Annotated in this window: 20 protein-coding genes; 6 read left to right on the top strand and 14 right to left on the bottom strand. The window is 71.2% G+C overall.

Translation table 11 applies throughout. The annotated features are described in order from the left end of the window. Positions 1-64: 64 nt before the first annotated feature. The 5 genes from K7B10_RS13555 to K7B10_RS13570 all read right to left on the bottom strand — a co-directional run bounded on the left by K7B10_RS13555 (position 65) and on the right by K7B10_RS13570 (position 4,684). Positions 65-499: a hypothetical protein gene (locus K7B10_RS13555; protein WP_229336319.1), complete on the bottom strand. Its 435-nt coding sequence runs from the start codon at positions 497-499 to the stop codon at positions 65-67. 439 nt (positions 500-938) lie between these two features. Then, complete coding sequence (locus tag K7B10_RS13560; RefSeq protein ID WP_229336320.1) at positions 939-2,039, bottom strand: branched-chain amino acid aminotransferase; 1,101 nt, start codon at positions 2,037-2,039, stop codon at positions 939-941. Between the two features lie 239 nt (positions 2,040-2,278). Beyond that, a complete protein-coding gene (locus K7B10_RS13565) occupies positions 2,279-3,319 on the bottom strand; it encodes a 3-isopropylmalate dehydrogenase (protein ID WP_229336321.1) in 1,041 nt (346 codons plus the stop codon). Positions 3,320-3,400: 81 nt separating this feature from the next. Continuing rightward, on the bottom strand, positions 3,401-3,529 hold the full coding sequence (locus K7B10_RS40820) for a hypothetical protein (RefSeq protein ID WP_266625109.1): 129 nt from the start codon (positions 3,527-3,529) through the stop codon (positions 3,401-3,403). Positions 3,530-3,790: 261 nt separating this feature from the next. After that, a complete protein-coding gene (locus tag K7B10_RS13570; RefSeq protein WP_229336322.1) occupies positions 3,791-4,684 on the bottom strand; it encodes a LysR family transcriptional regulator in 894 nt (297 codons plus the stop codon). Positions 4,685-4,785: 101 nt separating this feature from the next. On the opposite strand from K7B10_RS13570, the gene K7B10_RS13575 reads away from it, so the two are divergent. Continuing rightward, positions 4,786-5,802, top strand: a complete 1,017-nt coding sequence (locus K7B10_RS13575) for an NADP-dependent oxidoreductase (RefSeq protein WP_229336323.1) — start codon at positions 4,786-4,788, stop codon at positions 5,800-5,802. A 119-nt stretch (positions 5,803-5,921) separates the two neighbouring features. Further along, positions 5,922-7,949 carry a phosphocholine-specific phospholipase C gene (locus K7B10_RS13580; RefSeq protein ID WP_229336324.1) on the top strand — a complete coding sequence of 676 codons (2,028 nt, stop codon included), beginning with the start codon at positions 5,922-5,924 and terminating at the stop codon, positions 7,947-7,949. Positions 7,950-7,953: 4 nt separating this feature from the next. Here the strand turns inward: K7B10_RS13580 and K7B10_RS13585 are convergent, their stop codons facing one another. Continuing rightward, positions 7,954-8,490, bottom strand: coding sequence for a GNAT family N-acetyltransferase (locus K7B10_RS13585; protein WP_229336325.1), 537 nt, complete (start codon positions 8,488-8,490; stop codon positions 7,954-7,956). 100 nt (positions 8,491-8,590) lie between these two features. Between K7B10_RS13585 and K7B10_RS13590 the strand changes: the two genes are divergently transcribed. After that, positions 8,591-9,292, top strand: a complete 702-nt coding sequence (locus tag K7B10_RS13590) for a nitroreductase family protein (protein ID WP_229336326.1) — start codon at positions 8,591-8,593, stop codon at positions 9,290-9,292. Here K7B10_RS13590 and K7B10_RS13595 read toward each other — a convergent pair. Further along, positions 9,289-9,741 (bottom strand): MarR family winged helix-turn-helix transcriptional regulator, encoded by a 453-nt coding sequence (locus K7B10_RS13595; RefSeq protein WP_229336327.1) that lies wholly within the window; start codon positions 9,739-9,741, stop codon positions 9,289-9,291. The genes K7B10_RS13590 and K7B10_RS13595 overlap by 4 nt on opposite strands. A gap of 88 nt (positions 9,742-9,829) precedes the next feature. Here K7B10_RS13595 and K7B10_RS13600 point away from each other — a divergent pair, with 88 nt between their 5' ends. Then, a complete protein-coding gene (locus tag K7B10_RS13600; protein WP_229336328.1) occupies positions 9,830-10,756 on the top strand; it encodes a quinone oxidoreductase family protein in 927 nt (308 codons plus the stop codon). 98 nt (positions 10,757-10,854) lie between these two features. Here K7B10_RS13600 and pruA read toward each other — a convergent pair whose 3' ends face one another. Then, entirely contained in the window at positions 10,855-12,486 is a 1,632-nt protein-coding gene (pruA, locus tag K7B10_RS13605; RefSeq protein WP_229336329.1) for an L-glutamate gamma-semialdehyde dehydrogenase, read from the bottom strand. A gap of 31 nt (positions 12,487-12,517) precedes the next feature. Then, positions 12,518-13,444 (bottom strand): proline dehydrogenase family protein, encoded by a 927-nt coding sequence (locus K7B10_RS13610; RefSeq protein ID WP_030857436.1) that lies wholly within the window; start codon positions 13,442-13,444, stop codon positions 12,518-12,520. A gap of 199 nt (positions 13,445-13,643) precedes the next feature. On the opposite strand from K7B10_RS13610, the gene K7B10_RS13615 reads away from it, so the two are divergent. Continuing rightward, a complete protein-coding gene (locus K7B10_RS13615) occupies positions 13,644-14,846 on the top strand; it encodes a helix-turn-helix domain-containing protein (RefSeq protein ID WP_229336330.1) in 1,203 nt (400 codons plus the stop codon). 53 nt (positions 14,847-14,899) lie between these two features. On the opposite strand, the gene K7B10_RS13620 is transcribed toward K7B10_RS13615, so the two are convergent. Continuing rightward, positions 14,900-15,547 (bottom strand): TetR/AcrR family transcriptional regulator, encoded by a 648-nt coding sequence (locus K7B10_RS13620; RefSeq protein ID WP_229336331.1) that lies wholly within the window; start codon positions 15,545-15,547, stop codon positions 14,900-14,902. Between the two features lie 89 nt (positions 15,548-15,636). Here K7B10_RS13620 and K7B10_RS13625 point away from each other — a divergent pair, with 89 nt between their 5' ends. After that, on the top strand, positions 15,637-17,175 hold the full coding sequence (locus tag K7B10_RS13625) for an MFS transporter (RefSeq protein ID WP_229336332.1): 1,539 nt from the start codon (positions 15,637-15,639) through the stop codon (positions 17,173-17,175). Positions 17,176-17,258: 83 nt separating this feature from the next. Here the strand turns inward: K7B10_RS13625 and serA are convergent, their stop codons facing one another. From serA to K7B10_RS13645, 4 genes are all read right to left on the bottom strand, one after another. Continuing rightward, positions 17,259-18,848 (bottom strand): phosphoglycerate dehydrogenase, encoded by a 1,590-nt coding sequence (gene serA, locus K7B10_RS13630; RefSeq protein ID WP_229336333.1) that lies wholly within the window; start codon positions 18,846-18,848, stop codon positions 17,259-17,261. 272 nt (positions 18,849-19,120) lie between these two features. Beyond that, complete coding sequence (ilvC, locus tag K7B10_RS13635; protein ID WP_030708395.1) at positions 19,121-20,122, bottom strand: ketol-acid reductoisomerase; 1,002 nt, start codon at positions 20,120-20,122, stop codon at positions 19,121-19,123. 112 nt (positions 20,123-20,234) lie between these two features. Continuing rightward, positions 20,235-20,759, bottom strand: a complete 525-nt coding sequence (gene ilvN, locus K7B10_RS13640) for an acetolactate synthase small subunit (protein ID WP_030857425.1) — start codon at positions 20,757-20,759, stop codon at positions 20,235-20,237. A 32-nt stretch (positions 20,760-20,791) separates the two neighbouring features. Further along, on the bottom strand, positions 20,792-22,672 hold the full coding sequence (locus K7B10_RS13645; RefSeq protein WP_229336334.1) for an acetolactate synthase large subunit: 1,881 nt from the start codon (positions 22,670-22,672) through the stop codon (positions 20,792-20,794). Positions 22,673-22,844 lie beyond the last annotated feature (172 nt).

Here is a 22,844-nt window from a genome sequence, read left to right on the forward strand (position 1 = left end):
AGCGGTCACGGTGCGGGCCCCGGGGGACGTCCCCCGGGGCCCGCACCATCGGCGCCGCCGGCGGCTAACGGCACTTGTGCGCGGTGGTCGCCTCGGTGGTAGCCGTGTCCAGCGCCTGCACCTGCGGCTGCAGCTGGGTGGCCGCCTCCGTGCCCGTGGTGTCGCCCGGAAGGTCCTCGTACGCCTTCTTGAGGTTCTCCGCAGCCGACGTGACGGCGTCCTTCTCGGCCGACTTCAGCGCCGAGGTGCTCTCCTTGACGTTCTTCCAGCTCGTCTGGACGGCGTCGTACGCCGATTTCAGCTGGTCCTTGGTGGCCGTGGCCGGGTTGAGCGCCTTGAGTGCGGCACTGTCCGACTTCAGCTGGACCAGGTTGGTGCACAGCGCGGCACTGGCCGACGAGGCTGCCTCCGCCGGCGTCGTGTCGTCGTCGCTGGAGCATGCCGAGGCGCCGAGTACCACGGCCGCGCACAGCAGGCCGGAGGCAACGAACCGCTTCATGGGGATCCGCCTTCCCGCCGGCCGCATCGGCCGACGCACGAGAGATTCACGCCACTGGGACATACCGTGCCGCCCGGGACCGGTGTCCGGCACCGCATGGGCAGGCGCGATCAACGTCGCACGCCGGTACGCCCACCGCACTTCCGAACGGACCGCATCCACCCGCCCCCGCGCGGCGGCGGACGGGGCCGCGACACCGGCGGGCACTGGCGCAGGCGGCCCCGGCGGCCCCGGCCGGGCGACGCCGGGCAACAGCGGCGGCGTACCTCCGTACGGGTGGCGTGCCGGGGCGCGGCGACCTGCCCGCACCCTCCGGCGGACTGTGTCCCGGACACGCGAAGAGGCCCCGGCCTGCCGGCCGGGACCTCTTCTTCGTGACGGGCTCGCTGCGGTCCCAGGGGGTGTCCGCGAAGTCCCGCCCGCCCCGCGACGACGCCCCCTAGCCGAGCGGGTGCATCCAGCCGTGGGTGTCGGCGGTGCGGCCGGTCTGGAGCTCCAGCAGCGCCTTGCGGAGCTTCATCGTGACCTCGCCGGGCTCGCCGGTGCCCTGGGTCCAGTTGGCGCGCTCGGACTTGACCGAGCCGACCGGGGTGATGACGGCGGCCGTGCCGCAGGCGAACACCTCGGTGAGGGTGCCGTTCTCGTTGTCGCGCTTCCAGTCCTCGGTGGAGATACGTCCCTCCTCGGCGGTGTAGCCGAGGTCGCGGGCGATGGTGAGGAGGGAGTCGCGGGTGATGCCCGGCAGGAGGGAGCCGGTGAGCTCCGGGGTGACGATGCGCTGCGTCCCGTCCTCTTCCCCGTACACGAAGTACAGGTTCATGCCCCCCATCTCCTCGATCCAGCGGTGCTCGACCGCGTCGAGCCAGACCACCTGGTCGCAGCCGTGCTCGGCGGCCTGGGCCTGGGCCACGAGGGAGGCTGCGTAATTGCCGCCGGTCTTGGCCGCGCCCGTACCGCCCTTGACGGCGCGGACGTACTCCTCGGAGAGCCAGACGGAGACGGGCTTGACGCCGCCGGGGAAGTACGCGCCGGCGGGCGAGGCGATGACCATGAAGAGGAACTCGTTGGCCGGGCGGACGCCGAGGCCGACCTCGGAAGCGAACATGAACGGGCGCAGGTACAGGGAGGCCTCGCCGGAGTCCGGCACCCAGGCGCGGTCCTGCTTGATCAGCGCGTCGCAGGCCTCGATGAAGAGGTCGGCGGGCAGCTCCGGCATCGCCATGCGCCGGGCGGAGGCCTGGAAGCGCTCGGCGTTGGCCCGCGGCCGGAAGGTGGCGACCGTGCCGTCGGGCTGACGGTAGGCCTTGAGGCCCTCGAAGATCGTCTGCGCGTAGTGCAGGGTCATGTTCGCCGGGTCCATCGACAGCGGCGCGTACGGGACCAGCTCGGCGTCGTGCCAGCCGCGGCCCTCGGTCCACTTGATCGTCACCATGTGGTCGGTGAAGTGGCGGCCGAAGCCGGGGCTGGCCAGGATCGCCTCGCGCTCCGCATCGGACAGCGGGTTCGAGGAGGGCTTGAGCTCGATCGTGGGCGTCGTCATGAGTGCTTGTCCTTCACCGGTTTCGTAGGGCGGACCGCGCTCACGGCGTACCAGGACGTCCGAGCTTCCCCGCATTCCGCGGTCTCGCGTTCGATTATCGCGCGCGAGGTGCCTGCGGAGAAGCGGGGTGAAGCGGAGTGAATGCGGCCCAGGGGAGATGGTGGCACCCGGGGCCGCACAGGAAAAGCCGCCGGGTGCGTCTGCGCGGCCCGGCGGCTTCCTGAAGTGGAGCTGCCGGGTCAGCCGGCTACTCGGGCGGCGAGGGCGTCGCCGATCTGCTCGGTGGAGCGGAAGGTGCCGTCGCGCTCCGCGAGGTCGGCGCTGACGGCGTCCTCGATGCGCACGGCGCGGTCCTCGTGGCCGAGGTGGCGCAGCAGGAGGGCGACCGAGAGGATCGTCGCGGTCGGGTCCGCCTTGCCGGTGCCGGCGATGTCCGGGGCCGAGCCGTGGACGGGCTCGAACATGGACGGGAAGGCGCCGGTCGGGTTGATGTTCCCGGAGGCGGCCAGGCCGATCCCGCCGGTCACGGCGGCGGCCAGGTCGGTGAGGATGTCGCCGAAGAGGTTGTCCGTGACGATGACGTCGAAGCGCTCGGGCTGCGTGACGAAGAAGATCGTCGCGGCGTCGACGTGCAGGTAGTCGGTGGTGACCTCGGGGTACTCCTGGCCGACCTTGTCGAAGATGTTCTTCCACATGTGGCCCGCGTACACGAGGACGTTGTTCTTGTGGACCAGCGTCAGCTTCTTGCGGGGGCGGGAGTTGGCCCGCTCGTACGCGTCACGGACGACGCGCTCCACGCCGTACGCGGTGTTGATGCTGACCTCGGTGGCCACCTCGGCGGGCGTACCGGTGCGCAGGCTGCCGCCGTTGCCGGTGTACGGGCCCTCGGTGCCCTCGCGGACCACGACGAAGTCGATCTCCGGACGCCCGGCGAGCGGGGTCGCGGTGTTCGGGAAGAGCTTCGACGGGCGCAGGTTGATGAAGTGGTCGAAGGCGAAGCGGAGCTTCAGCAGCAGGCCGCGCTCCAGCACGCCGGAGGGGACCGACGGGTCGCCGATGGCGCCCAGCAGGATCGCGTCGTGGTGCTTGAGGGCTTCGAGCTCCGCGTCCGGGAGGGTCTCACCGGTGCGGTGCCAGCGCTGGGCGCCGAGGTCGTACTCCTTGGTCTCCAGCTTCACATCCTGGGGCAGGACCGCGGTAAGGACCTTGAGGCCCTGAGCCACGACTTCCTGGCCGATGCCATCACCGGGGATCACTGCGAGATTGATGCTGGTCGACATGTCGGAACCGTACTCCCTGTCCCAGCCCTCGGGCATATCCCGTCCATCATGTGGACCAATACGCCCGAGGGGCGGGGCTGCTCAGTGGCCGGTCGAGCCGCCGTTGTCCCGGCGGTCGAGGGCGCGCTGGAGGGCGGCCGCGGCGTTCTTGCGGTCGGCGTCGGCGGTGGAGGAGTGGCGGACGCGGCGGGCTGCGGTGGATGCGGTCATGGTGATCGACTCCTTGAGATCACGGCGTGGCGGGGCCACGGATGAGGGGTTCCTTCAAGGCGCCGGAAGAGGCGGGGAGCGGTGCGCGGCAGGGGTTGCCTGCCCAGGGGCGCGCGCTCTCGACCGCCATTCGCCGGATCGGCGAGACGTTCGGCTTCTACAAAGCTAGGGCAGCTCCCGTTGTATGTCTCCGCAATTAGTCGGGCTTCCTACTATCTGAGACGGACAAGCCCGCGGAAGGCCCCTTCACGGACCTCCGATTCAGCCCTTCTCGGAGCGAAGTTCCCTGATCAGAGCACGTACGGCGAGAGTCGAGGCGGATTCCGGCGTGGTGACGTATCCCACGTGTCTCACCGGCCCCGAAGGGCCCAGTCCGGTGATGTCCACGGCGGCCGTGGCCTCGCGGAGCGAGAGCTCGGGCAGGATCGCCATGCCGAGCCCGCGCCCGACCATGGTCAGCACCATCGCGTCGTCCTCCGCCTTCACGGTGGCGCGCGGGATCCAGTCCTGGGCCCGCCACCAGTCGCGGGTGTACGAACCGCAGTTCTCGTCCCAGTCCAGCAGGGGCAGCGCCTTCGGGTCCGGGTGTCCGGCGGGGTGGACCAGCGCGTACTTCTCCTCCCGGAGCACCCCTGTCAGCAGGCCGGCCGCGCCGCCGTCCCGCGCCGCGGGGGCGGCCGCGTTCAGCGTCGCGATGCCGAGGTCGGCGCGGCCCGCGGCCACCTCCCCGGCCGTGCCGGCGCCGAGCTCGCGCACCACCCGGACCTCGGGGCGGATGCCGGGGTGGCGGGCCGTGAGCCGCTCCAGGGCCGGGGGCAGCAGGTGCAGGGCCGCGCTGCGGAACGCCGCGATGCGCAGCACGCCCCCGACCGCCTCCCCGGCGTCCCGGCCGGCGCCGCGCACCTCCGCGCCGAGGACCTCGTACAGCCGCAGGATCCGGCGGGCGAGGCCGACGGCCCGCTCCCCCGCCGGGGTGGGCGAGGCTCCGGTGCGCCCGCGCTCGAAGAGGACCGCGCCGACCTTGGCCTCGCTGCCGCGCACCGAGTGCGACACGGCCGACTGGGTGAGGCCGAGCCGGGCGGCCGCGGCGGAGAAGCCGCCGGTCTCGGCCACGGCGACCAGGACCCGGAGTTCGTGCGGAGCGAGCTCGGCCACAGTGGCTCTCACCTCGTTCTATGAGCGGTGTTCATGGATGTGCGGCTTCCATGAACGCAACTCCCTGCCCGGGCCGTCGATTCCTTCCTAGCGTCCTCTCCATGACCACGAACCACACCGCCCACGCCGTCCACCTGACCGCCCGCCCCGCCGGCTTCCCCGTCACGAGCGACTTCGCGTACGTCGAGACCCCGCTCCCCTCCCCCGCCCCGGGCACCGCCCTGGTACAGAACCTGCTGCTCTCGGTGGACCCGTACCACCGCGGGATGATGGACGGCGGCGAGGGCGGCTTCGAGCTGAACACCCCGCTGGAGGGGCGCTCGGTGGGCCGGGTGCTCGCCTCCCGCGACCCGGGGCTGCGCGAGGGCGACCTGGTCTTCCACCGCGAGGGCTGGCGCACGCACGCCCTCGTCACCCTCGGCGTGAACGGCACCCGCACCCTGCGCGGCCATGCGGGCGTCCCGCTGGAGGCGTACCTGAGCATCCTCGGCGGCACCGGTCTGACCGCGTACGCCGCCCTCACCCGGACCGCGGTGCTGCGCGAGGGCGAGGACCTGTTCGTCTCGGCCGCCGCGGGCGGTGTCGGCACCGCCACCGGGCACATCGCCCGGCTGCTGGGCGCCCGCCGGATCATCGGCAGCGCGGGCTCGGCGGCGAAGGTCCGCCACCTGACCGAGGTGCTGGGCTTCGACGCGGCGTTCGACTACCACGACGGACCGGTCGGCGAGCAGCTCGCGCTGGCCGCGCCGGACGGCATCGACGTGTACGTGGACAACGTGGGCGGGGACCATCTGGCGGGCGCGATCGACGTGCTGCGCGAGTACGGGCGGATCGCCTGGGTCGGGGGGATCTCGATGTACAACGGGGACCGCTCGCCGGCCGCGCCGCGCAACCTCTTCGAGGTCGTCCACAAGTCGCTGCGCCTGGAAGGGGTATTGGTTCGCAATCACACCAATTTGCAGGACGAGATGGAGGACTTCCTGGTCCCGCACCTGCAGAGCGGCCGGATCGGCACGGACACCACCGTTGTCCAGGGAATCGATCACGCGGTGGACGCCTTTCTGGGCATGCTGCGAGGCGACAACCTGGGCAAAATGCTTGTCCGTCTCGGGAACTGAATCCAGCCAACCGGATGTTCACCGACTTCTTACCGCACGGATGTAGACCTTTGGCCCGGCGCCCGCCACTCTTTCCGTCAATGTGCCAGCGGGGCACTTGAGTTGGAGGCGAGTAGCCAGTGACACCGATCAGCCGCAGAGGTTTCGTGGGAATCGGCGCCGGGCTGATGGCCGGGGCCGCCCTGCCGGCGATCGCGCCGACGTCGGCGGCCGCGGCCGCCGCGACCGGCACGATCACCGACGTGAAGCACGTGGTGATCCTGATGCAGGAGAACCGCAGCTTCGACCACTACTTCGGCAGGCTGAAGGGTGTCCGCGGCTTCGGTGACCGCGCCGCCGGCAACATCCCGGGCGGCTGGGGCATGTTCAACCAGCCCAACTGGGGCGGCCGCCAGTACCCGTGGAAGCTCAGCTCCACCCCCGCGGCCGGCGGTGTCGACGGCGAGACCCTCGCCCAGTGCAACGGCGATCTCCCGCACAGCTGGACCTCGCAGCACGCGGCCTGGAACAAGGGCCGGATGGACAACTGGGTCCTCGGCGTCGGCAACACCCGCACCCTCGGCCACCTCGATCGCGGGGACATACCCTTCCACTACGCGCTCGCCGACAACTACACCATCTGCGACGCGTACTTCTGCTCCACCCTGAGCGCGACCGGCCCGAACCGGACCTTCCTGTGGAGCGGCAAGGTCGACGCGGGCAGCAAGGACGGCGGCGACGAGTCCGGGCTGACCTGGGAGACGTACGCGGAGGCCCTCCAGCGCGCCGGCCTGACCTGGAAGGTCTACCAGAACGCCCAGGACAACTACGGCGACAACGGTCTGGCCTACTTCAAGAAGTTCACGGACGCGGCGCCCGGCAACCCGCTGTGGGACCGCGGCATGGGCTCCGTCCCCAAGGTCACCGGTTCCACCCCCGACGACATCGCGGCCGCCCTCCGCGCGGACGCCGTCGCCGGCACCCTGCCGCAGGTCTCCTGGGTCGTCGCGAACGAGGCCTTCTCGGAGCACCCGTACGCCCCGCCCGGCGACGGCGCTCACTTCGTGGACCTGGTCTACCGGGCGCTGTCCGCGAACCCCGAGGTCTTCGACTCCACCGTCCTCTTCCTCAACTACGACGAGAACGACGGCTTCTTCGACCACGTCCCGCCGCCCGTCGCCCCGCCCGGCACCCCGGACGAGTACATCGACGGCACCCCGATCGGCCTCGGCTTCCGCGTCCCGATGATCGTCATGTCCCCGTGGACGCGCGGCGGCTGGGTGAGCTCGGAGGTCTTCGACCACACCTCGGTGCTCCGCTTCATGGAGAAGTGGACGGCGGCCCTCGGGACCCCGGCGAACTGCCCGAACATCAGCGCCTGGCGCCGCAAGGTGACCGGCGACCTGACCGGCGTCTTCGACTTCGCGCGTCCGGTGTACGGGGTGCCGGCCGGGCTGCCGTCGACCGCGAAGGTCATCGGCCAGGCGACCTGCGGCCCGCTCCCCAACCCGGTGCCGCAGGACAACGCGCTCCCGGCCCAGGAGGCCGGAACCCGCCCGGCGCGGGCCCTTCCGTACCAGGTCAACGGCAACCTGGACCGGTTCGAGTTCGGGGCGGCCGGCAAGATCCTGGCCTGGTTCTCGATGACCAACCAGGGCGCGCAGGCGAAGCAGGCGGCGCACTTCTCGATCCACCCGCACCAGTACCGCGACACGGCCGCCTGGCAGTACACGGTGGACCCGGGCGCGACGGGGACGGACTACTTCAACATCGGGCTCGGCAGCGGCTCCGGCAAGTACGACATCTCGATGTACGGCCCGAACCGCTTCCTGCGCCGGTTCATCGGCGACGCTTCGAAGGCGGGCAAGGCGATCGAGGTGGCGGCCCGCTTCGCGGTGGAGCCGGGCACGGGCAAGACGGCGATCTGGTTCAAGATGACGAACGGCTCGGCCTCGCCCGTCACCTTCACGATCCGCTCGAACGCCTACCGCTCGGACGGCCCGTGGACCTACACCGTCCCGGCGAACTCCTCGCGCGAGGACTACTTCAACGCGGTCGCGTACAACGACGGCTGGTACGACTTCACGATCCTCGCGGACAACGACGGCACCTGGTCGCGCCGCTACACGGGCCACATCGAGACGGGCACGCCCAGCATCTCGGGCTGACGCGCTACAGCACGTCCGCGTCACGCCAGTCGAAGTCGAGCCGCCCGCCGGGATCCTCCAGCACCCCGCCGGGCGGCAGCCACACGTACGTCGACCCCTCCTCGTCGGGGAGCCGCACCGGCCCGGCGGGTGACAGCGCCCCGATCCGCCCGCCCCACGCGGCCCACCCCCGCCCCTCGTACAGCCGGGCCCCGTCGGCGGAGGCCGACAGCGCGCCGAGCACGTAGGCCCGCTCGATGACGCCCTCCAGGGCGTCCATGACCCGCCCGCCGAGTCCGCGCCGGCGCCGGTCCGCCCGTACGGCGACGGCCTCGACGTATCCGGTCCGCAGGGCCCGGCCCCCGTGGAGGACCCGCCGCTGCACCACGCTCCCGTGGGCGACGAGCTCCCCGCCCTCGCGGACGAGGGCGTGCATGCCGCCGAGCGCGTGCTCGAAGTCCTCGTCGGAGAAGTCCCCGTCGAAGGCCCGGTCGAGCAGCTCCCGCAGCTCACGGAGCTCGCCGTCCCCCAGCTGGGAGGTGTGCTTCAGCAGGACGTCCATACGGCGACGCTATCAACGGCCGCGGGAAAGGCCGGAAATCCGCCGGGGGCGACCGGAACGGGCCGTGCCCTGGCGCGGCTCCCCGCGTGAGGATCTGGCCATGTCACCTGAGACCCGGCAGTGGACCCCCGCCCACGGCGCACCGTACCGGCCCGTCGCCTACCGGCCGGCGCGGATGCCGTCCGCGCAATCGCTGGCGCGCGCCGCCGAGTTGCGGGCCCGCATGGACGAACGCCGCACCGTGCGCCACTTCTCCCCCGACCCCGTCCCGGAGCAGGTGATCCGCGACGCGATCGCGTGCGCGGCGACCGCCCCCTCCGGCGCCCACCAGCAGCCGTGGACCTTCGTCCTGGTCAAGGACCCGGCGGTGCGGGAGCAGATCCGCGCGGCCGCCGAGCAGGAGGAGCAGCTGTCCTACGACGGCCGCCTCGGCGACGAATGGCTCGCCGCCCTGCGCCCGCTGGGCACGGACGCGGTCAAGACGCACCTCACCGACGCCCCCGCGCTGCTCGTCGTCTTCCAGCAGCGGTACTGGCTCGGTCCGGACGGCGTCAAGCGCAAGCACTACTACGTCGACGAGTCGGTCGGCATCGCGGTCGGCATGCTCCTGACCGCCCTCCACCTCAGCGGCCTCGCGGCCCTGGTCCACACCCCGAGCCCGATGCGCTTCCTCTCCCACGTCCTGCACCGCCCGGAGAACGAAAAGGCCTTCGCGGTCGTCCCCGTCGGCTACCCGTCCGACGACTGCGAGGTCCCGGACCTGATCCGCAAGTCCCTCGATCAGGTCATGACCGAGGTCTAGCCCTCGGGTTGCGGATCGCCGTCGGCTTCGTGGATGCGGGTCAGGAGGGCGGTCAGCCGGTCGCGTTCCGCCGGGGTCAGGGGGGACAGGAAGGCGGCGTTGGCCTGCTCGGCCAGGGTGGCGCAGCGGGTGAGGGCGGCCGCGCCCGCCGGGGTCAGGGTGACGGCGTTCTTGCGGCGGTCCGCCGGGTCCGGGGCGCGGAGCAGGAGGCCGGCGCCTTCGAGGTGGTTGAGGAGTCCGACCAGGTCCTTGGGGTCGATGCCGAGCCGGCGGCCGAGGTCGGCCTGGGCCACCGGACCGTACTCGGCGGTCGCCGCCAGCACCGCGTGGTGCGCGAGCTTGAGCCCCTCGGCGGCGAGCGCCTCGGCGACGAGGCCGCGGCCGCGCGCCGCGACCCGCCCCACGAGCCAGCTCGGGAGGGCCTGGATGTGCGCGAGGGCCGAGGTCATGGACCCAGCCTAGCAATTCATTGGGATTCCCCACGATCTCGATTACCGTTGGGGCTCCCAACGAATCTGCCACGGTCCGGGAGGTCCTGTGCTGCGCATCCGCCACGAGGTCAACGGCGGCCCCGAAGTGCTGTTCGCGGAGGAGGTGGCCGTGCCCGTCCCCGGGCCCGGGGAGCTCCTCGTCGCGGTCGAGGCCGTCGGGGTCACGCTGCCCGTCGTGCGCAAGGTGCGGGAGGGGCGCGGGGCGGTACCGCTCGGCGGGGAGGTCGCGGGGACCGTGGCCGCGCTCGGCGAGGGGGTGCGGGGGTTCGCCGTCGGGGACCGGGTCACCGGGCTGTGCTTCGGCCACGGGTACGCCGAGTACGCGCTCCTCGCGGCCCCCTTCGCCTCCGCCGTCCCCGACGGGGCCGGCTCCGTGGACGCCGTCGCGCTCGTGCGCAGCGGGCTCGTCGCCCGGGGTGCCTGGGAGGCCGGGCGGGTCCGGCCCGGGGAGTCCGTGCTGGTCACGGCAGCCGCGAGCGGGGTCGGCAGCCTCGCGCTGCGGCTGGCCCGGGCGGGCGGGGCCGGCCGGCTGGTCGCCGCCGTCTCCAGCGCGGACAAGGCCGGGTTCGTACGCGGCCTCGGCGCCGATGAGGTGGTGCTGTACGAGGACCCGGCCGCCTGGGGCGAGCCGTACGACGTGGTGCTCGACGGGGTCGGCGGCGAACTGCTCGGCCCGGCCGTGCGCGCCCTGGCCGCGGGCGGCCGGCTGGTGGCGTACGGCTCCGGCGGCGGCACGGTGGAGGCGTACGAACTGCTGGTGCGCGGTGCCTCGGTGACCGGCTTCCAGATCCGGGCCGTCGCACAGGGCCGGCCGCAGGTGCTCGAGGGCTGGCGGCGCGAGCTGTGGAAGGCGTACGCGGAGGGCTCGCTGCGCCCCGCCGTGCACGGGGAGATCCCGCTGGCCGAGGCGGCCCGGGCGCACGCGCTGATCGAGGAGCGGCGCAACCTCGGCAAGGTCGTCCTGGTCCCCTGACGCCCCGGTCCTCACGGGCGGAGGGGGTGGAACTGGAACCGCCCCCGATCCGGACTTGGGGGTACCGGAACGGGGGCGGGGTTCAGAAGGGGGCCGGATCAGCCCATGTGCGGGTAGCCGTACTCGGTCGGCGCGACCAGCGTCTCCTTGATGGAGCGGGTCGACACCCAGCGGTGCAGGTTGCTCGCGGCGCCCGCCTTGTCGTTCGTGCCCGAGGCGCGGCCGCCGCCGAAGGGCTGCTGGCCGACCACGGCGCCGGTCGACTTGTCGTTGATGTAGAAGTTGCCCGCCGCGAAGCGGAGCTTCTCCATCGCGTCCGCGGCCGCGTAGCGGTCACCGGCGATGATCGAGCCGGTGAGCGCGTACGCCGAAACGGACTCCATCTGGGCCAGCATCGCGTCGAACTCGGCGTCCTCGTACACGTGGATCGCCAGGATCGGGCCGAAGTACTCGGTCGTGAAGACCTCGTTCTCCGGGTCGGTGCAGGCGATGACGGTCGGGCGGACGAAGTAGCCCTCCGAGTCGTCGTACGTGCCACCGGCGATGATCTCGCAGGTCGGGTCGGCCTTGGCGCGGTCGATCGCGGCCTTGTTCTTGGCGAACGAACGCTCGTCGATGACGGCGCCGATGAAGTTGGTCAGGTCGCGGACGTCACCCATGGTGATGCCGTCGACCTCGGCTGCGAAGGCCTCCTTGAAGCCGTCGTTCCAGATCGAGGCCGGGATGTAGGCGCGCGAGGACGCCGAGCACTTCTGGCCCTGGAACTCGAAGGAACCGCGGGTCAGGGCGGTCTTCAGGACGGCGCGGTCCGCGGACGGGTGCGCGACGACGAAGTCCTTGCCGCCGGTCTCGCCGACCAGGCGCGGGTAGGACTTGTACGTCTCGATGTTGTTGCCGACCGTCTTCCACAGGTACTGGAAGGTCTTGGTCGAGCCGGTGAAGTGGATGCCGGCCAGCTCGGGGTGGTTCAGGGCCACCTCGGACACGGCGATGCCGTCGCCCGTCACCAGGTTGATGACGCCCTTCGGCAGGCCGGCCTCCTCCAGGAGCTCCATCAGGAGGACCGCGGAGTGGGTCTGCGTCGGGGACGGCTTCCACACGACCACGTTGCCCATCAGGGCGGGGGCGGTCGGCAGGTTGCCGGCGATGGCCGTGAAGTTGAACGGCGTGATCGCGTAGACGAAGCCCTCGAGCGGGCGGTGGTCGCTGCGGTTCCACACGCCCGCGGAGTTCGCGACCGGCTGCTCGGCCAGGATCTGGCGGGCGAAGTGGACGTTGAAGCGCCAGAAGTCGACGAGCTCGCACGGGGTGTCGATCTCGGCCTGCTGCGCGGTCTTCGACTGGCCCAGCATCGTCGAGGCGGCCAGCTTCTCCCGCCACGGGCCGGACAGCAGCTCGGCGGCGCGCAGGATGATCGCGGCGCGGTCGTCGAAGGACATCGAGCGCCAGGCCGGGGCGGCGGCCAGGGCGGCGTCGACGGCCTCCTGGGCGTCGGCCTGGGTGGCGTTCGCGTACGTGCCGATGACCGACTTGTGGTCGTGCGGCTGCACGACGTCGAAGCGCTCGCCGCCGCCCATCCGCTTGACGCCGTTGATCGTCATGGGCAGGTCGATCGGGTTCTCGGACAGCTGCTTCAGCTGCGTTTCGAGGCGCGCGCGCTCCGGGGTGCCGGGGGCGTACGAGTGGACCGGCTCGTTGACCGGCACGGGGACCTGGGTCACAGCATCCATGGGGCTGGTAACTCCTTGACCTGGTTCTGGGCTAGTTCTTGGTGATCATCGAGCGGAGGAAGAACAGGAGGTTGGCGGGCTTCTCGGCGAGGCGCCGCATGAAGTAGCCGTACCAGTCCGTCCCGTACGCGGTGTAGACGCGCATGCGGTGGCCCTCGGCGGCGAGCCGCAGGTGCTCCTCGCTGCGGATGCCGTACAGCATCTGGAACTCGTACTCGTCCAGCTTGCGCCCGGCCTTGCGGCCGAGCTCCTGCGCGATGGCGATCAGGCGCGGGTCGTGCGACCCGATCATCGGGTAGCCCTCGCCGTCCATCAGCGTCTTCAGGATGCGGACGTACGCCTTGTCGATCTCGGCCTTGTCCTGGTAGGCGACCTCGGCGGGCTCCTTGTAGGCGCCCTTCACGATCCGGACGCGGCTGCCGGCGGCGGCCAGGCGGCGGGCGTCGGCCTCGGTGCGGAAGAGGTACGCCTGGATCACGCAGCCGGTCTGCGGGAAGTCCCGGCGCAGCTCCTCGTGGATGGCGAACATCGAGTCGAGGGTGGTGTGGTCCTCGGCGTCCAGGGTGACGGTGGTGCCGATGGCCGCGGCGGCCTCGACGACCGGGCGGACGTTGGCGAGGGCGAGCTCGTGGCCGCCCTCCAGCGCCTGGCCGAACATCGACAGCTTGACCGACATCTCGGCCTTCTCGCCGAGGCCCAGGCCCGCCAGGTGCTCGATGAGTTCGAGGTAGGCGTCACGCGCGGCGTGGGACTGCTCCACCGTGGTGATGTCCTCGCCCACCACGTCGAGCGTGAGCTCCAGGCCCTTCTCCGTGAGGTCCACGACGATCGGGATGACCTGGTCGACCGTCTCACCGGGGATGAACCGGTTCACCACGGGCTTGGTCACCGGGGCTGCAGAGACGATTCGGCGCATCTTGTCGCTGCGCGAAGCGGCGAGGATCGCGGGACCCAGCACGGGGCACCTCCAACAGGTGGCAGAAGCAGGCATACGGTCCGCGAAGGGGGTGGGCGGTGCCGTAAAGAAAACGCAAGTAAAACCACCGTGAAACCTAAGGATCGCTTTGATCCTCTGCCATCGACAGCTGTCACGCATCCGTGTCCCCGATCTCATACATCTGTCTGAAGACCGGCTTTCCGGGTGGGAGAATGTCCGGGTGAAGGGCGATTACCAGGACCTGGTGGATGAGATCTCGGCGCTCCTCGGCGCCCCGGCGACGCTGGAGAACCGGGATTTCCGCCTCATCGCCTTCGGCGCGCACGACAGCGAGGACGACCTCGCGATGGACCCCGTCCGCACCCGCTCGATCCTGACCCGGCAGTCGACGGCGGCCGTGCGGGCCTGGTTCGAGGGTTTCGGGATCGCGCGGGCGACCGGGCCGGTACGGATCCCGGCGGCCCCGGACGCGGGGGTCTTCCGGGGGAGGATCTGCCTGCCGGTGCGGTACCGCGGGATCGTGCAGGGGTACGTGTGGCTGCTCGACCAGGAGCCCGGCCCCGGACCGGACGCCCTGGCGGCGGCCATGGAGGTGGCGGAGCGCATCGGGATCCTGCTCGCCGAGGAGGCGAAGGCGGGGGCCGACCTGTCCCGGGAGTTCCGGGAGGTGCTCACGGCCGGACGGGGCTGGCAGCAGGACATGGCGGTGGCCGCGCTGCGGGTGGCGCTGGGTCCGGGGGCCGACGGGTTGCACGCGGTGGTGTGCGTGCAGCCGTGGTCCGGCGAGGCCCCGGCGTCGGTGCCGGGCGCGGCCGCGGTGTGCACGGTCCCCCGGCCGGGGGAAGGGGACGGGAGCGGGCCGGGCGCCGGCGCCGGGCCCCGCGACGCGGGCGCCCGCCCCGAGCGGAGGGCCGGCCAGGCCCTCGCCGTGCTCGTCAGGCTCCGCTCGGCGGAGGTGCTCGCCCCCGCCGAGGGCGTCGCGACCCGGCTGCTGGCGGGCGGCGCGGCCACCGCCGGGATCGCGGAGCCCCGCCGGGGGCTCGCGGCGCTGGCCGACGCCTGGTACGAGGCCTCGGCGGCGGCGCAGGCGGCCGCGGCGCAGCCCCGGTTCGGCCCGGTGGCCCAGTGGTCGGCGATCGGCCCGTACCGGATGCTGGCGGCCCTGGCGGCGGCCGACCCGGCGGGCGACCCGGCGACCCGGGTCCTGCTCGGGCCCGCGCACCGGGAACTCGCCCGTACGGCCGAGCTGTTCCTGGACTGCGCGGGCCAGGCGGGCCGCGCGGCGGCGGCCCTGGGCATCCACCGCCAGACCCTCTACTACCGGCTCGCCCGGGTGGAGCAGCTGACCGGACTGGATCTGGACGAGGGCGAGGACCGACTGTTGCTCCACATGGCCCTCAAGGCGGCTCGCCTGTACGGCTGAACGACCGAACCGCTGACCGGCCGACCGACTGGCCGGCTCGCCGACCGACCGGCTCAGGCGGGCTCGGCGGCGTCCTCGGCATCCTCGGCATCCTCGGCATCCTCGGCGTCCTCGGCGTCCTCGGCGTCCTCGGCGTTCACCATCATCCGCGCGGCGCGGCGCATGCCCTCGGTCAACTCCTCGGCGGTGACGGCGTTCTCGGGGTTGTACAGCCACTGCACCATCATCCCGGCGACCAGTACCTGGTAGAGCCCGCCAAGCGTCCGGACGTCCCGCTCTTCGAGCTGCTCCTCCGGGATGCCCGTGAACATCTCGGTCAGGCCCTTGCGCCCCTCGCCCTCCGAGGACACCACCATCTCCCGCAGCTCCGGCAGCCGGTCGCGGTTCATCGCGATCTCGAGACTGGCCGTCCACATCGCGGCCGCCTGGTCGCGCTGCCCGATCATGCCGTCCCAGACCGAGCGGAAGCGCTCGAGCGAGCCGCCTTCACCCGTGACGTCCGGTTTGAAGGAGTCGCCCCACTCCTCGGCCATCGAGATGAACGCCTGCGACAGCAGGGCGTCCTTCGAGCCGTAGTGGTAGCCGATCGATGCCAGGTTCGCGCCGGAGGCGCTCACGATGTCGCGCGCGGTCGTCCGCACGAAACCCTTCTCGGCCAGGCACTTCTTGGCGCCTTCGAGCAGATCTTCGCGGTGTCCCATGCCCTCACCGTACCAAGACAGCCGTCCTAGACGGCAGTTCTATACGCTCGTACTAGACAGACGTATATGACGCTTGTACATTGCTGTTCATGACGAACTCCGCCGCACGTCCCGCCGGCCGCCGGGAATGGATCGCCTTCACCGTCCTCCTGCTGCCGCTGCTCCTGGTCTCGATGGACGTCTCCGTCCTCTACTTCGCCATCCCGGCGATCACCCGCGAGCTCGACCCGAGCGCCACCCAGCAGCTCTGGATCTTCGACAGCTACGCCTTCGCCCTCGCCGGCCTGCTGATCACCATGGGCTCGCTCGGTGACCGGATCGGCCGCCGCAAGCTGCTGCTGGTGGGCGCGACCGCCTTCGGACTCGCCTCCGTCTGCGCCGCCTACGCCACCAGCGCCGAGATGCTGATCGCGGCCCGCGTGCTGCTCGGGATCGGCGGAGCGACCTTGATGCCCTCCACGCTGGCGCTCGTGCGCAACCTCTTCCAGGACGCCGTCGAGCGCGGCCGGGCCATCGCCATCTGGTCCGGGGCCATGACCGGCGGCATCGCCCTCGGCTCTGTGATGAGCGGCGTGATGCTGAACCACTTCTGGTGGGGTTCGGTCTTCCTGATCAACGTGCCCGCGATGCTGCTCCTGCTGGCCCTCGTCCCGGTGCTGGTCCCGGAGTTCAAGGACCCGGCGCCCGGCCGCTTCGACCTGCTGAGCGTGCCGCTGTCGACCGCCGCCGTGCTCCCGCTGGTGTACGGCCTCAAGGAGATCGCCGCCGAGGGCCCGGAGCCGCTCCACCTGGTCTCCGTCGCCGTGGGCCTGGCCTTCGGGTTCGTCTTCGTCCGCCGCCAGCGCACCCGTGACGACGCCATGGTCAGCCGGGCCCTGTTCCGGGGCCGCGGATTCGGGGCCGGGATCGCGCTCAACGCCATCGCCGCCTTCGCCATGATGGGCTCGGCCTACTTCACCACCCAGTACCTGCAGTCGGTGCTCGGCATGGGCACGCTGGAGGCAGCCCTGTGGAGCCTCGCGCCCTCGCTCCTCATCGGAGCCGCCGCCCCGGTCAGCGCGGCGCTGGCACAGAAGACCGACCGGGCGTACGTCATCGCCGGCGGATTCGTCCTCGCCGCGGCCGGGTTCGCCCTGATCGGGCTGGTCGGCAGCGACTCGCTGTGGCTGCTGCTGACCGGCGCGGGCGTCCTGGCCTGCGGCCTCGTCACCGTGATGTCCCTGGTCGCCGACATGGCGCTGGGCGCGGCCCCCGCGGAGAAGGCCGGCTCGGCCGCGTCCCTGCTGGAGACCGGCCAGGAGTTCGGCGGCGCGCTCGGCATGGCCGTGCTGGGCAGCCTCGGCACCGCCGTCTACCGCTCCGACCTGTCGGGCGCCGAGCCCGCCGTCCGGGAGACCCTGGGCGGCGCGGTCGCCACCGCCCGGCAGCTCGGCGGCCCGGCCGGCGAGCAGGTGCTGGCCCTGGCCCGCGAGGCCTTCGTCCACGGCATGCAGTACGCCGCCTGGGGAGGTACGGCCCTCCTGCTGGCGGCGGCCCTGCTCGCCGCGGCCCTGCTGCGCCGGCTCGGCGCCCCCGCGGCGCAGCCTGCCGAGGGGCCCGCCGCGCAGGCCCCGGCCCTGGCGGGCTGATCCCCGTACGGCCCGGGGGGACGGCGGCGGAACACGAAGAAGGGCCCGGGGAGTTCCCCGGGCCCTTCCCTGTGTCGTGCGGGTCAGGCGAGGCTGACCGTACGCGCCGAGACCGCACCGATCTCGGCGGAGATCTCCGCGAGGACGTTCACCGGCACCTCCGCGTCGACCGTGAGGACGCCGAGCGCCTCGCCGCCCTCCTCGGCGCGGGCGACCTGCATGCCCGCGATGTTCAGGCCGGCTTCGCCGAGGATGCGGCCGACGGTGCCGACCACGCCCGGGCGGTCGGTGTAGCGCAGGACGAGCATCTGGTCGGCGAGCGCCAGGTCCACGTCGTACTCGCCGATGCCGACGATCTTCTGCAGGTGCTTCGGGCCGGCGAGGGTGCCGGAGACCGACACCTCCTGACCGTCCGACAGGGTGCCGCGCACGGTCACCACGTTGCGGTGGTCCGGGGACTCCGAGCTGGTGGTCAGGCGTACCTCGACACCGCGCTCCTGCGCGAACAGCGGGGCGTTGACGTAGGAGACCGTCTCGTCGACGACGTCCTCGAAGACACCCTTGAGGGCGGAGAGTTCCAGCACCTTGACGTCGTGCTGGGTGATCTCGCCGCAGACCTCGACGTCGAGGCGGACCGCGACCTCGCCCGCGAGGGCGGTGAAGATGCGGCCGAGCTTCTCGGCGAGGGGCAGGCCCGGACGGACGTCCTCGGCGATGACGCCGCCCTGGACGTTGACCGCGTCCGGCACGAGCTCGCCCGCGAGCGCGAGGCGGACCGACTTGGCGACCGCGATGCCGGCCTTCTCCTGGGCCTCGTCCGTGGACGCGCCGAGGTGCGGGGTGCAGACGACCTGGTCGAGCTCGAAGAGCGGGGAGTCCGTGCAGGGCTCCTTCGCGTACACGTCGAGGCCGGCGCCGGCGACGCGACCCTCCTTGATGGCCGAGTACAGCGCGGCCTCGTCCACGATCCCGCCGCGCGCGGCGTTGACGATGCGGACGGACGGCTTGACCTTGTGCAGGGCCTCGTCACCGATGAGACCGAGGGTCTCGGGGGTCTTGGGCAGGTGCACGGTGATGAAGTCGGCGACCTCCAGGAGCTCGTCGAGCGTCAGCATCTTGACGCCCATCTGGGCGGCGCGCGCGGGCTGCACGTAGGGGTCGTACGCGACGATCTTCATGCCGAAGGCCGACATGCGCTGGGCGACCAGGACGCCGATGCGGCCGAGGCCGACGACACCCAGGGTCTTCTCGCTGAGCTCGACGCCCGTGTACTTGTTCCGCTTCCACTCGCCGTTCTTCAGGGCGGTGTTGGCCTGCGGGATGTTGCGGGCCGAGGCGACGAGCAGGCCGCAGGCGAGCTCGGCGGCGGTGACGATGTTGGAGGTCGGAGCGTTCACGACCATCACGCCGGCCTTGGTGGCGGCGGAGACGTCGACGTTGTCGAGGCCGACACCGGCGCGCGCGACGACCTTCAGCTTCTTGGCGGCGGCGATGGCCTCCGCGTCGACCTTGGTCGCGGAGCGCACCAGGATGGCGTCGACGTCCACGATCGCGGGGAGCAGCTCCGCGCGGTCGGCTCCGTTGACGTGCCGGATCTCGAAGTCCGGACCGAGTGCGTCCACCGTGGCGGGCGACAGCTCTTCGGCGATGAGTACGACAGGTTTCGAGCTCACGTGGGTCATCCTCACAAGTCCAGTGCGGACGGCCGTCCCGACGGCCGCAGGCGGTGGAGGGGGTAGCCGCGTGGAAGACGCACGACACTGTGGGCCTGACGCGTTGTGTTGAGCAGTGTAGTGGCGGATTCCGCATGGAATTCCGCCTGTCCGGAAGGATCACCCGTCCGGGGTTGGCCAGGGTGGACAAGCCCCGCGTGCGCAGCGGTCCGATCCGGCCCGTCCTGCGCGGCGGGGCCGGGACCCTTCATCCCGGCCCCGCCGCGTACGGATCAGCTCTCGTCGCTGTCGACCCAGCTCATGAGCTTGCGCAGCTTCTTGCCGGTGGTCTCCAGCAGGTGCGCCTCGTCGGCCTTCTTGTACTCGTTGTACTTCGGCAGACCGGCCTTGTACTCGGCCATCCAGGTGTTGGCGAACTCGCCGCTCTGGATCTCCGCGAGGACCTGCTTCATCTCGGCCTTGGTGGCGTCGGTGATGATGCGGGGGCCGGTGATGTAGTCGCCCCACTCGGCGGTCTCGGAGACCGACCAGCGCATCTTCTCCAGGCCGCCCTCGTACATGAGGTCGACGATGAGCTTCAGCTCGTGCAGGCACTCGAAGTACGCGATCTCCGGCTGGTAGCCGGCCTCGGTCAGGGTCTCGAAACCGGCCTTGACCAGGGCGGAGGCGCCACCGCAGAGGACGGCCTGCTCACCGAACAGGTCGGTCTCGGTCTCCTCGGTGAAGGTGGTCTTGATGACGCCGGCGCGGGTGCCGCCGATGCCGGCCGCGTACGAGAGCGCCAGGTCGAAGGCCTTGCCGGTGGCGTCCTGCTCGACGGCGGCGATGCAGGGAACGCCGCGGCCCTCCTCGTACTGGCGGCGCACCAGGTGGCCGGGGCCCTTCGGGGCGACCAGGGCGACGTCGACGTTGGTGGGGGGCTTGATGAAGCCGTACCGGACGTTGAAGCCGTGACCGAAGAAGAGCGCGTCGCCCTCCTTGAGGTGGTCCTTGATGGACTCCTCGTAGATCTCGGCCTGCAGCGGGTCCGGGGTCAGGATCATGATGACGTTCGCCCACTCGGCGGCCTCGGCCACGGGGACGACCTTCAGACCCTGCTCCTCGGCCTTGGCCTTGGACTTCGAGCCCTCCTTCAGGCCGACGACGACGTCGACGCCGGAGTCACGGAGCGACAGCGCGTGGGCGTGGCCCTGGCTGCCGTATCCGATGACCGCGACCTTGCGGCCCTGGATGATGGACAGGTCGGCGTCGTTCTCGTAGAACAGCTCGGCCACTGGGATATCTCCTTGGTGCGCTGGTGTTGCACCCACCGTACGGCGGGGAACGTAGAGGAAGTTTCTTGGTCTCGCTATGCGAGAGGCAACGCGGTGCGGGGTGTCGCGGCGCTCAGGCGCTGCGGTCGAGCGCGCGCAGGCTGCGGTCCGTGATGGACCGTCCGCCACGCCCTATGGCGATCGTGCCGGACTGCACGAGCTCCTTGATGCCGAAGGGCTCCAGCATCTTGAGCATCGCGCCGAGCTTGTCCGCGCCGCCCGTCGCCTCGATGGTGACGGCCTCCGGGGAGACGTCGACCGTCTTGGCGCGGAACAGCTGGACGATCTCGACGATCTGGGAGCGGGTCTCGTTGTCGGCACGGACCTTCACCAGAACGAGTTCGCGCTCGATGGCGTTGTGCGGCTCCAGCTCGACGATCTTGAGCACGTTGACCAGCTTGTTCAGCTGCTTGGTCACCTGCTCCAGCGGGAGGTCCTCGACGTTCACGACGATCGTGATGCGCGAGATGTCGGGGTGCTCGGTGACGCCGACCGCGAGGGAGTCGATGTTGAACCCGCGGCGGGAGAACAGCGCGGCGATCCGGGCGAGGATGCCGGGCGTGTTCTCGACCAGGACGGAGAGCGTGTGCTTGGACATGTGAGTCGTTCTCTCTCTCAGGCTCTCTCGGCTCAGTCGTCTTCGTTGTCGCCGAAGTCGGGACGGACGCCCCGGGCTGCCATGACCTCGTCGTTGGAGGTGCCGGCGGCGACCATCGGCCACACCATGGCGTCCTCGTGGACGATGAAGTCGATCACGACGGTACGGTCGTTGATCGCGTTGGCCTCGGCGATGACCTTGTCCAGGTCGGCCGGGTCCTCGCAGCGCAGCGCCACGCAGCCCATGGCCTCGGACAGCTTGACGAAGTCCGGGACGCGGGTGCCCTTGCGGGGGGCGGTGGACTCGCCGAGCTGGGAGCCGACGGTGTCGTGGCCCGTCTCGTCCGCGTGCAGGACGGTGTTGGAGTACCGCTGGTTGTAGAACAGGGTCTGCCACTGGCGGACCATGCCCAGCGCACCGTTGTTGATGATCGCGACCTTGATCGGGATGTTGTTCAGCGCGCAGGTGACCAGTTCCTGATTGGTCATCTGGAAGCAGCCGTCGCCGTCGATCGCCCAGACCGTGCGGTCCGGCATGCCGACCTTGGCGCCCATGGCGGCCGGGACCGCGTAGCCCATGGTTCCGGCGCCGCCGGAGTTCAGCCAGGTGCGGGGCTCCTCGTAGTTGACGAAGTGCGAGGCCCACATCTGGTGCTGGCCGACGCCGGCCGCGTAGATGGTGTGCTCGGGGGCGAGCTCGCCGATGCGCTGGATGACCTGCTGCGGGGAGAGCATGCCGTCCCCGGGGGTCTCGTAGCCCAGCGGGTACGTCTCGCGCCAGCGGCTGAGGTCCTTCCACCAGGCGGTGTAGTCCCCGGTGTTGCCCTCGGTGTGCTCGGCCTGGACCGCCTGGATCAGGTCGGCGATGACCTCGCGGGCGTCACCGACGATCGGGACGTCGACCTCGCGGTTCTTGCCGATCTCCGCCGGGTCGATGTCCGCGTGGATGACCTTGGCGAACGGGGCGAAGCTGTCCAGCTTGCCGGTGACGCGGTCGTCGAAGCGGGTGCCGAGCGCGATCAGCAGGTCCGACTTCTGCAGGGCGGTGACGGCGGTGACCGCGCCGTGCATGCCCGGCATGCCCACGTGCAGCGGGTGGCTGTCGGGGAAGGAGCCCAGCGCCATCAGCGTGGTGGTGACCGGGACCCCGGTCAGCTCGGCCAGGACCTTCAGTTCGGCGGTCGCGCCGGACTTCATGATGCCGCCGCCGACGTACAGGACCGGGCGCTTGGCCTGGCAGATGAGCTTGGCGGCCTCGCGGATCTGCTTGGCGTGCGGCTTGGTGACCGGCCGGTAGCCCGGGAGGTCCTGCGACGGCGGCCACGAGAAGGTGGTCTTCGACTGCAGGGCGTCCTTGGCGATGTCGACCAGGACCGGGCCGGGGCGGCCGGTGGAGGCGATGTGGAACGCCTCGGCGATCGTCTTCGGGATGTCCTCGGCCCTGGTCACCAGGAAGTTGTGCTTGGTGATCGGCATCGTGATGCCGACGATGTCCGCCTCCTGGAAGGCGTCCGTGCCGATCGCCTTGGAGGAGACCTGGCCGGTGATCGCGACGAGCGGCACCGAGTCCATGTGCGCGTCGGCGATGGGGGTGACCAGGTTGGTGGCGCCCGGGCCGGAGGTCGCCATGCAGACGCCCACCTTGCCGGTGGCCTGCGCGTAGCCGGTCGCCGCGTGGCCGGCGCCCTGCTCGTGGCGGACCAGGATGTGGCGGACCTTGGTGCTGTCCATCATCGGGTCGTACGCCGGGAGGATGGCCCCGCCCGGGATACCGAAGACGGTGTCGCACCCCACCTCTTCGAGAGAGCGGATGAGGGACTGCGCACCCGTGACGTGCTCAACTGCGGCGGGCTGGTGTCCGCCGGAACGGGGCCGCGGCTGCGGATGGTGGGCCCCGGTGGCCTGCTCGGTCATCGGCATTCTCTTCTCGAAGCTGAGGGTTTTACGAGGATTCGAAGGTGTGCCAGTGCAACAAAAAACCCCTCGTGCCGGGAGGCAAGCGAGGGGAGCGCGTCGGGTGTGCGGAGCGGGGACATGCTGGTCCCAGCTTCAGCCGACGCGCTTTCCAAGTACGAGAATTCGGGTG

This window comes from Streptomyces flavotricini, from assembly GCF_020639365.1.
In the GTDB taxonomy this organism is placed as follows: domain Bacteria; phylum Actinomycetota; class Actinomycetes; order Streptomycetales; family Streptomycetaceae; genus Streptomyces; species Streptomyces flavotricini.

What these genes read in the sequence shown, in the direction of transcription:
- K7B10_RS13555 (WP_229336319.1), bottom strand. Translation starts at nt 499, where the DNA reads ATGAAGCGGTTCGTTGCCTCCGGCCTGCTGTGCGCGGCCGTGGTACTC.
- K7B10_RS13560 (WP_229336320.1), bottom strand. Translation starts at nt 2,039, where the DNA reads ATGACGACGCCCACGATCGAGCTCAAGCCCTCCTCGAACCCGCTGTCC.
- K7B10_RS13565 (WP_229336321.1), bottom strand. Translation starts at nt 3,319, where the DNA reads ATGTCGACCAGCATCAATCTCGCAGTGATCCCCGGTGATGGCATCGGC.
- K7B10_RS40820 (WP_266625109.1), bottom strand. Translation starts at nt 3,529, where the DNA reads ATGACCGCATCCACCGCAGCCCGCCGCGTCCGCCACTCCTCCACCGCC.
- K7B10_RS13575 (WP_229336323.1), top strand. Translation starts at nt 4,786, where the DNA reads ATGACCACGAACCACACCGCCCACGCCGTCCACCTGACCGCCCGCCCC.
- K7B10_RS13585 (WP_229336325.1), bottom strand. Translation starts at nt 8,490, where the DNA reads ATGGACGTCCTGCTGAAGCACACCTCCCAGCTGGGGGACGGCGAGCTC.
- K7B10_RS13590 (WP_229336326.1), top strand. Translation starts at nt 8,591, where the DNA reads ATGTCACCTGAGACCCGGCAGTGGACCCCCGCCCACGGCGCACCGTAC.
- K7B10_RS13595 (WP_229336327.1), bottom strand. Translation starts at nt 9,741, where the DNA reads ATGACCTCGGCCCTCGCGCACATCCAGGCCCTCCCGAGCTGGCTCGTG.
- pruA (WP_229336329.1), bottom strand. Translation starts at nt 12,486, where the DNA reads ATGGATGCTGTGACCCAGGTCCCCGTGCCGGTCAACGAGCCGGTCCAC.
- K7B10_RS13620 (WP_229336331.1), bottom strand. Translation starts at nt 15,547, where the DNA reads ATGGGACACCGCGAAGATCTGCTCGAAGGCGCCAAGAAGTGCCTGGCC.
- K7B10_RS13625 (WP_229336332.1), top strand. Translation starts at nt 15,637, where the DNA reads ATGACGAACTCCGCCGCACGTCCCGCCGGCCGCCGGGAATGGATCGCC.
- ilvN (WP_030857425.1), bottom strand. Translation starts at nt 20,759, where the DNA reads ATGTCCAAGCACACGCTCTCCGTCCTGGTCGAGAACACGCCCGGCATC.
- K7B10_RS13645 (WP_229336334.1), bottom strand. Translation starts at nt 22,672, where the DNA reads ATGACCGAGCAGGCCACCGGGGCCCACCATCCGCAGCCGCGGCCCCGT.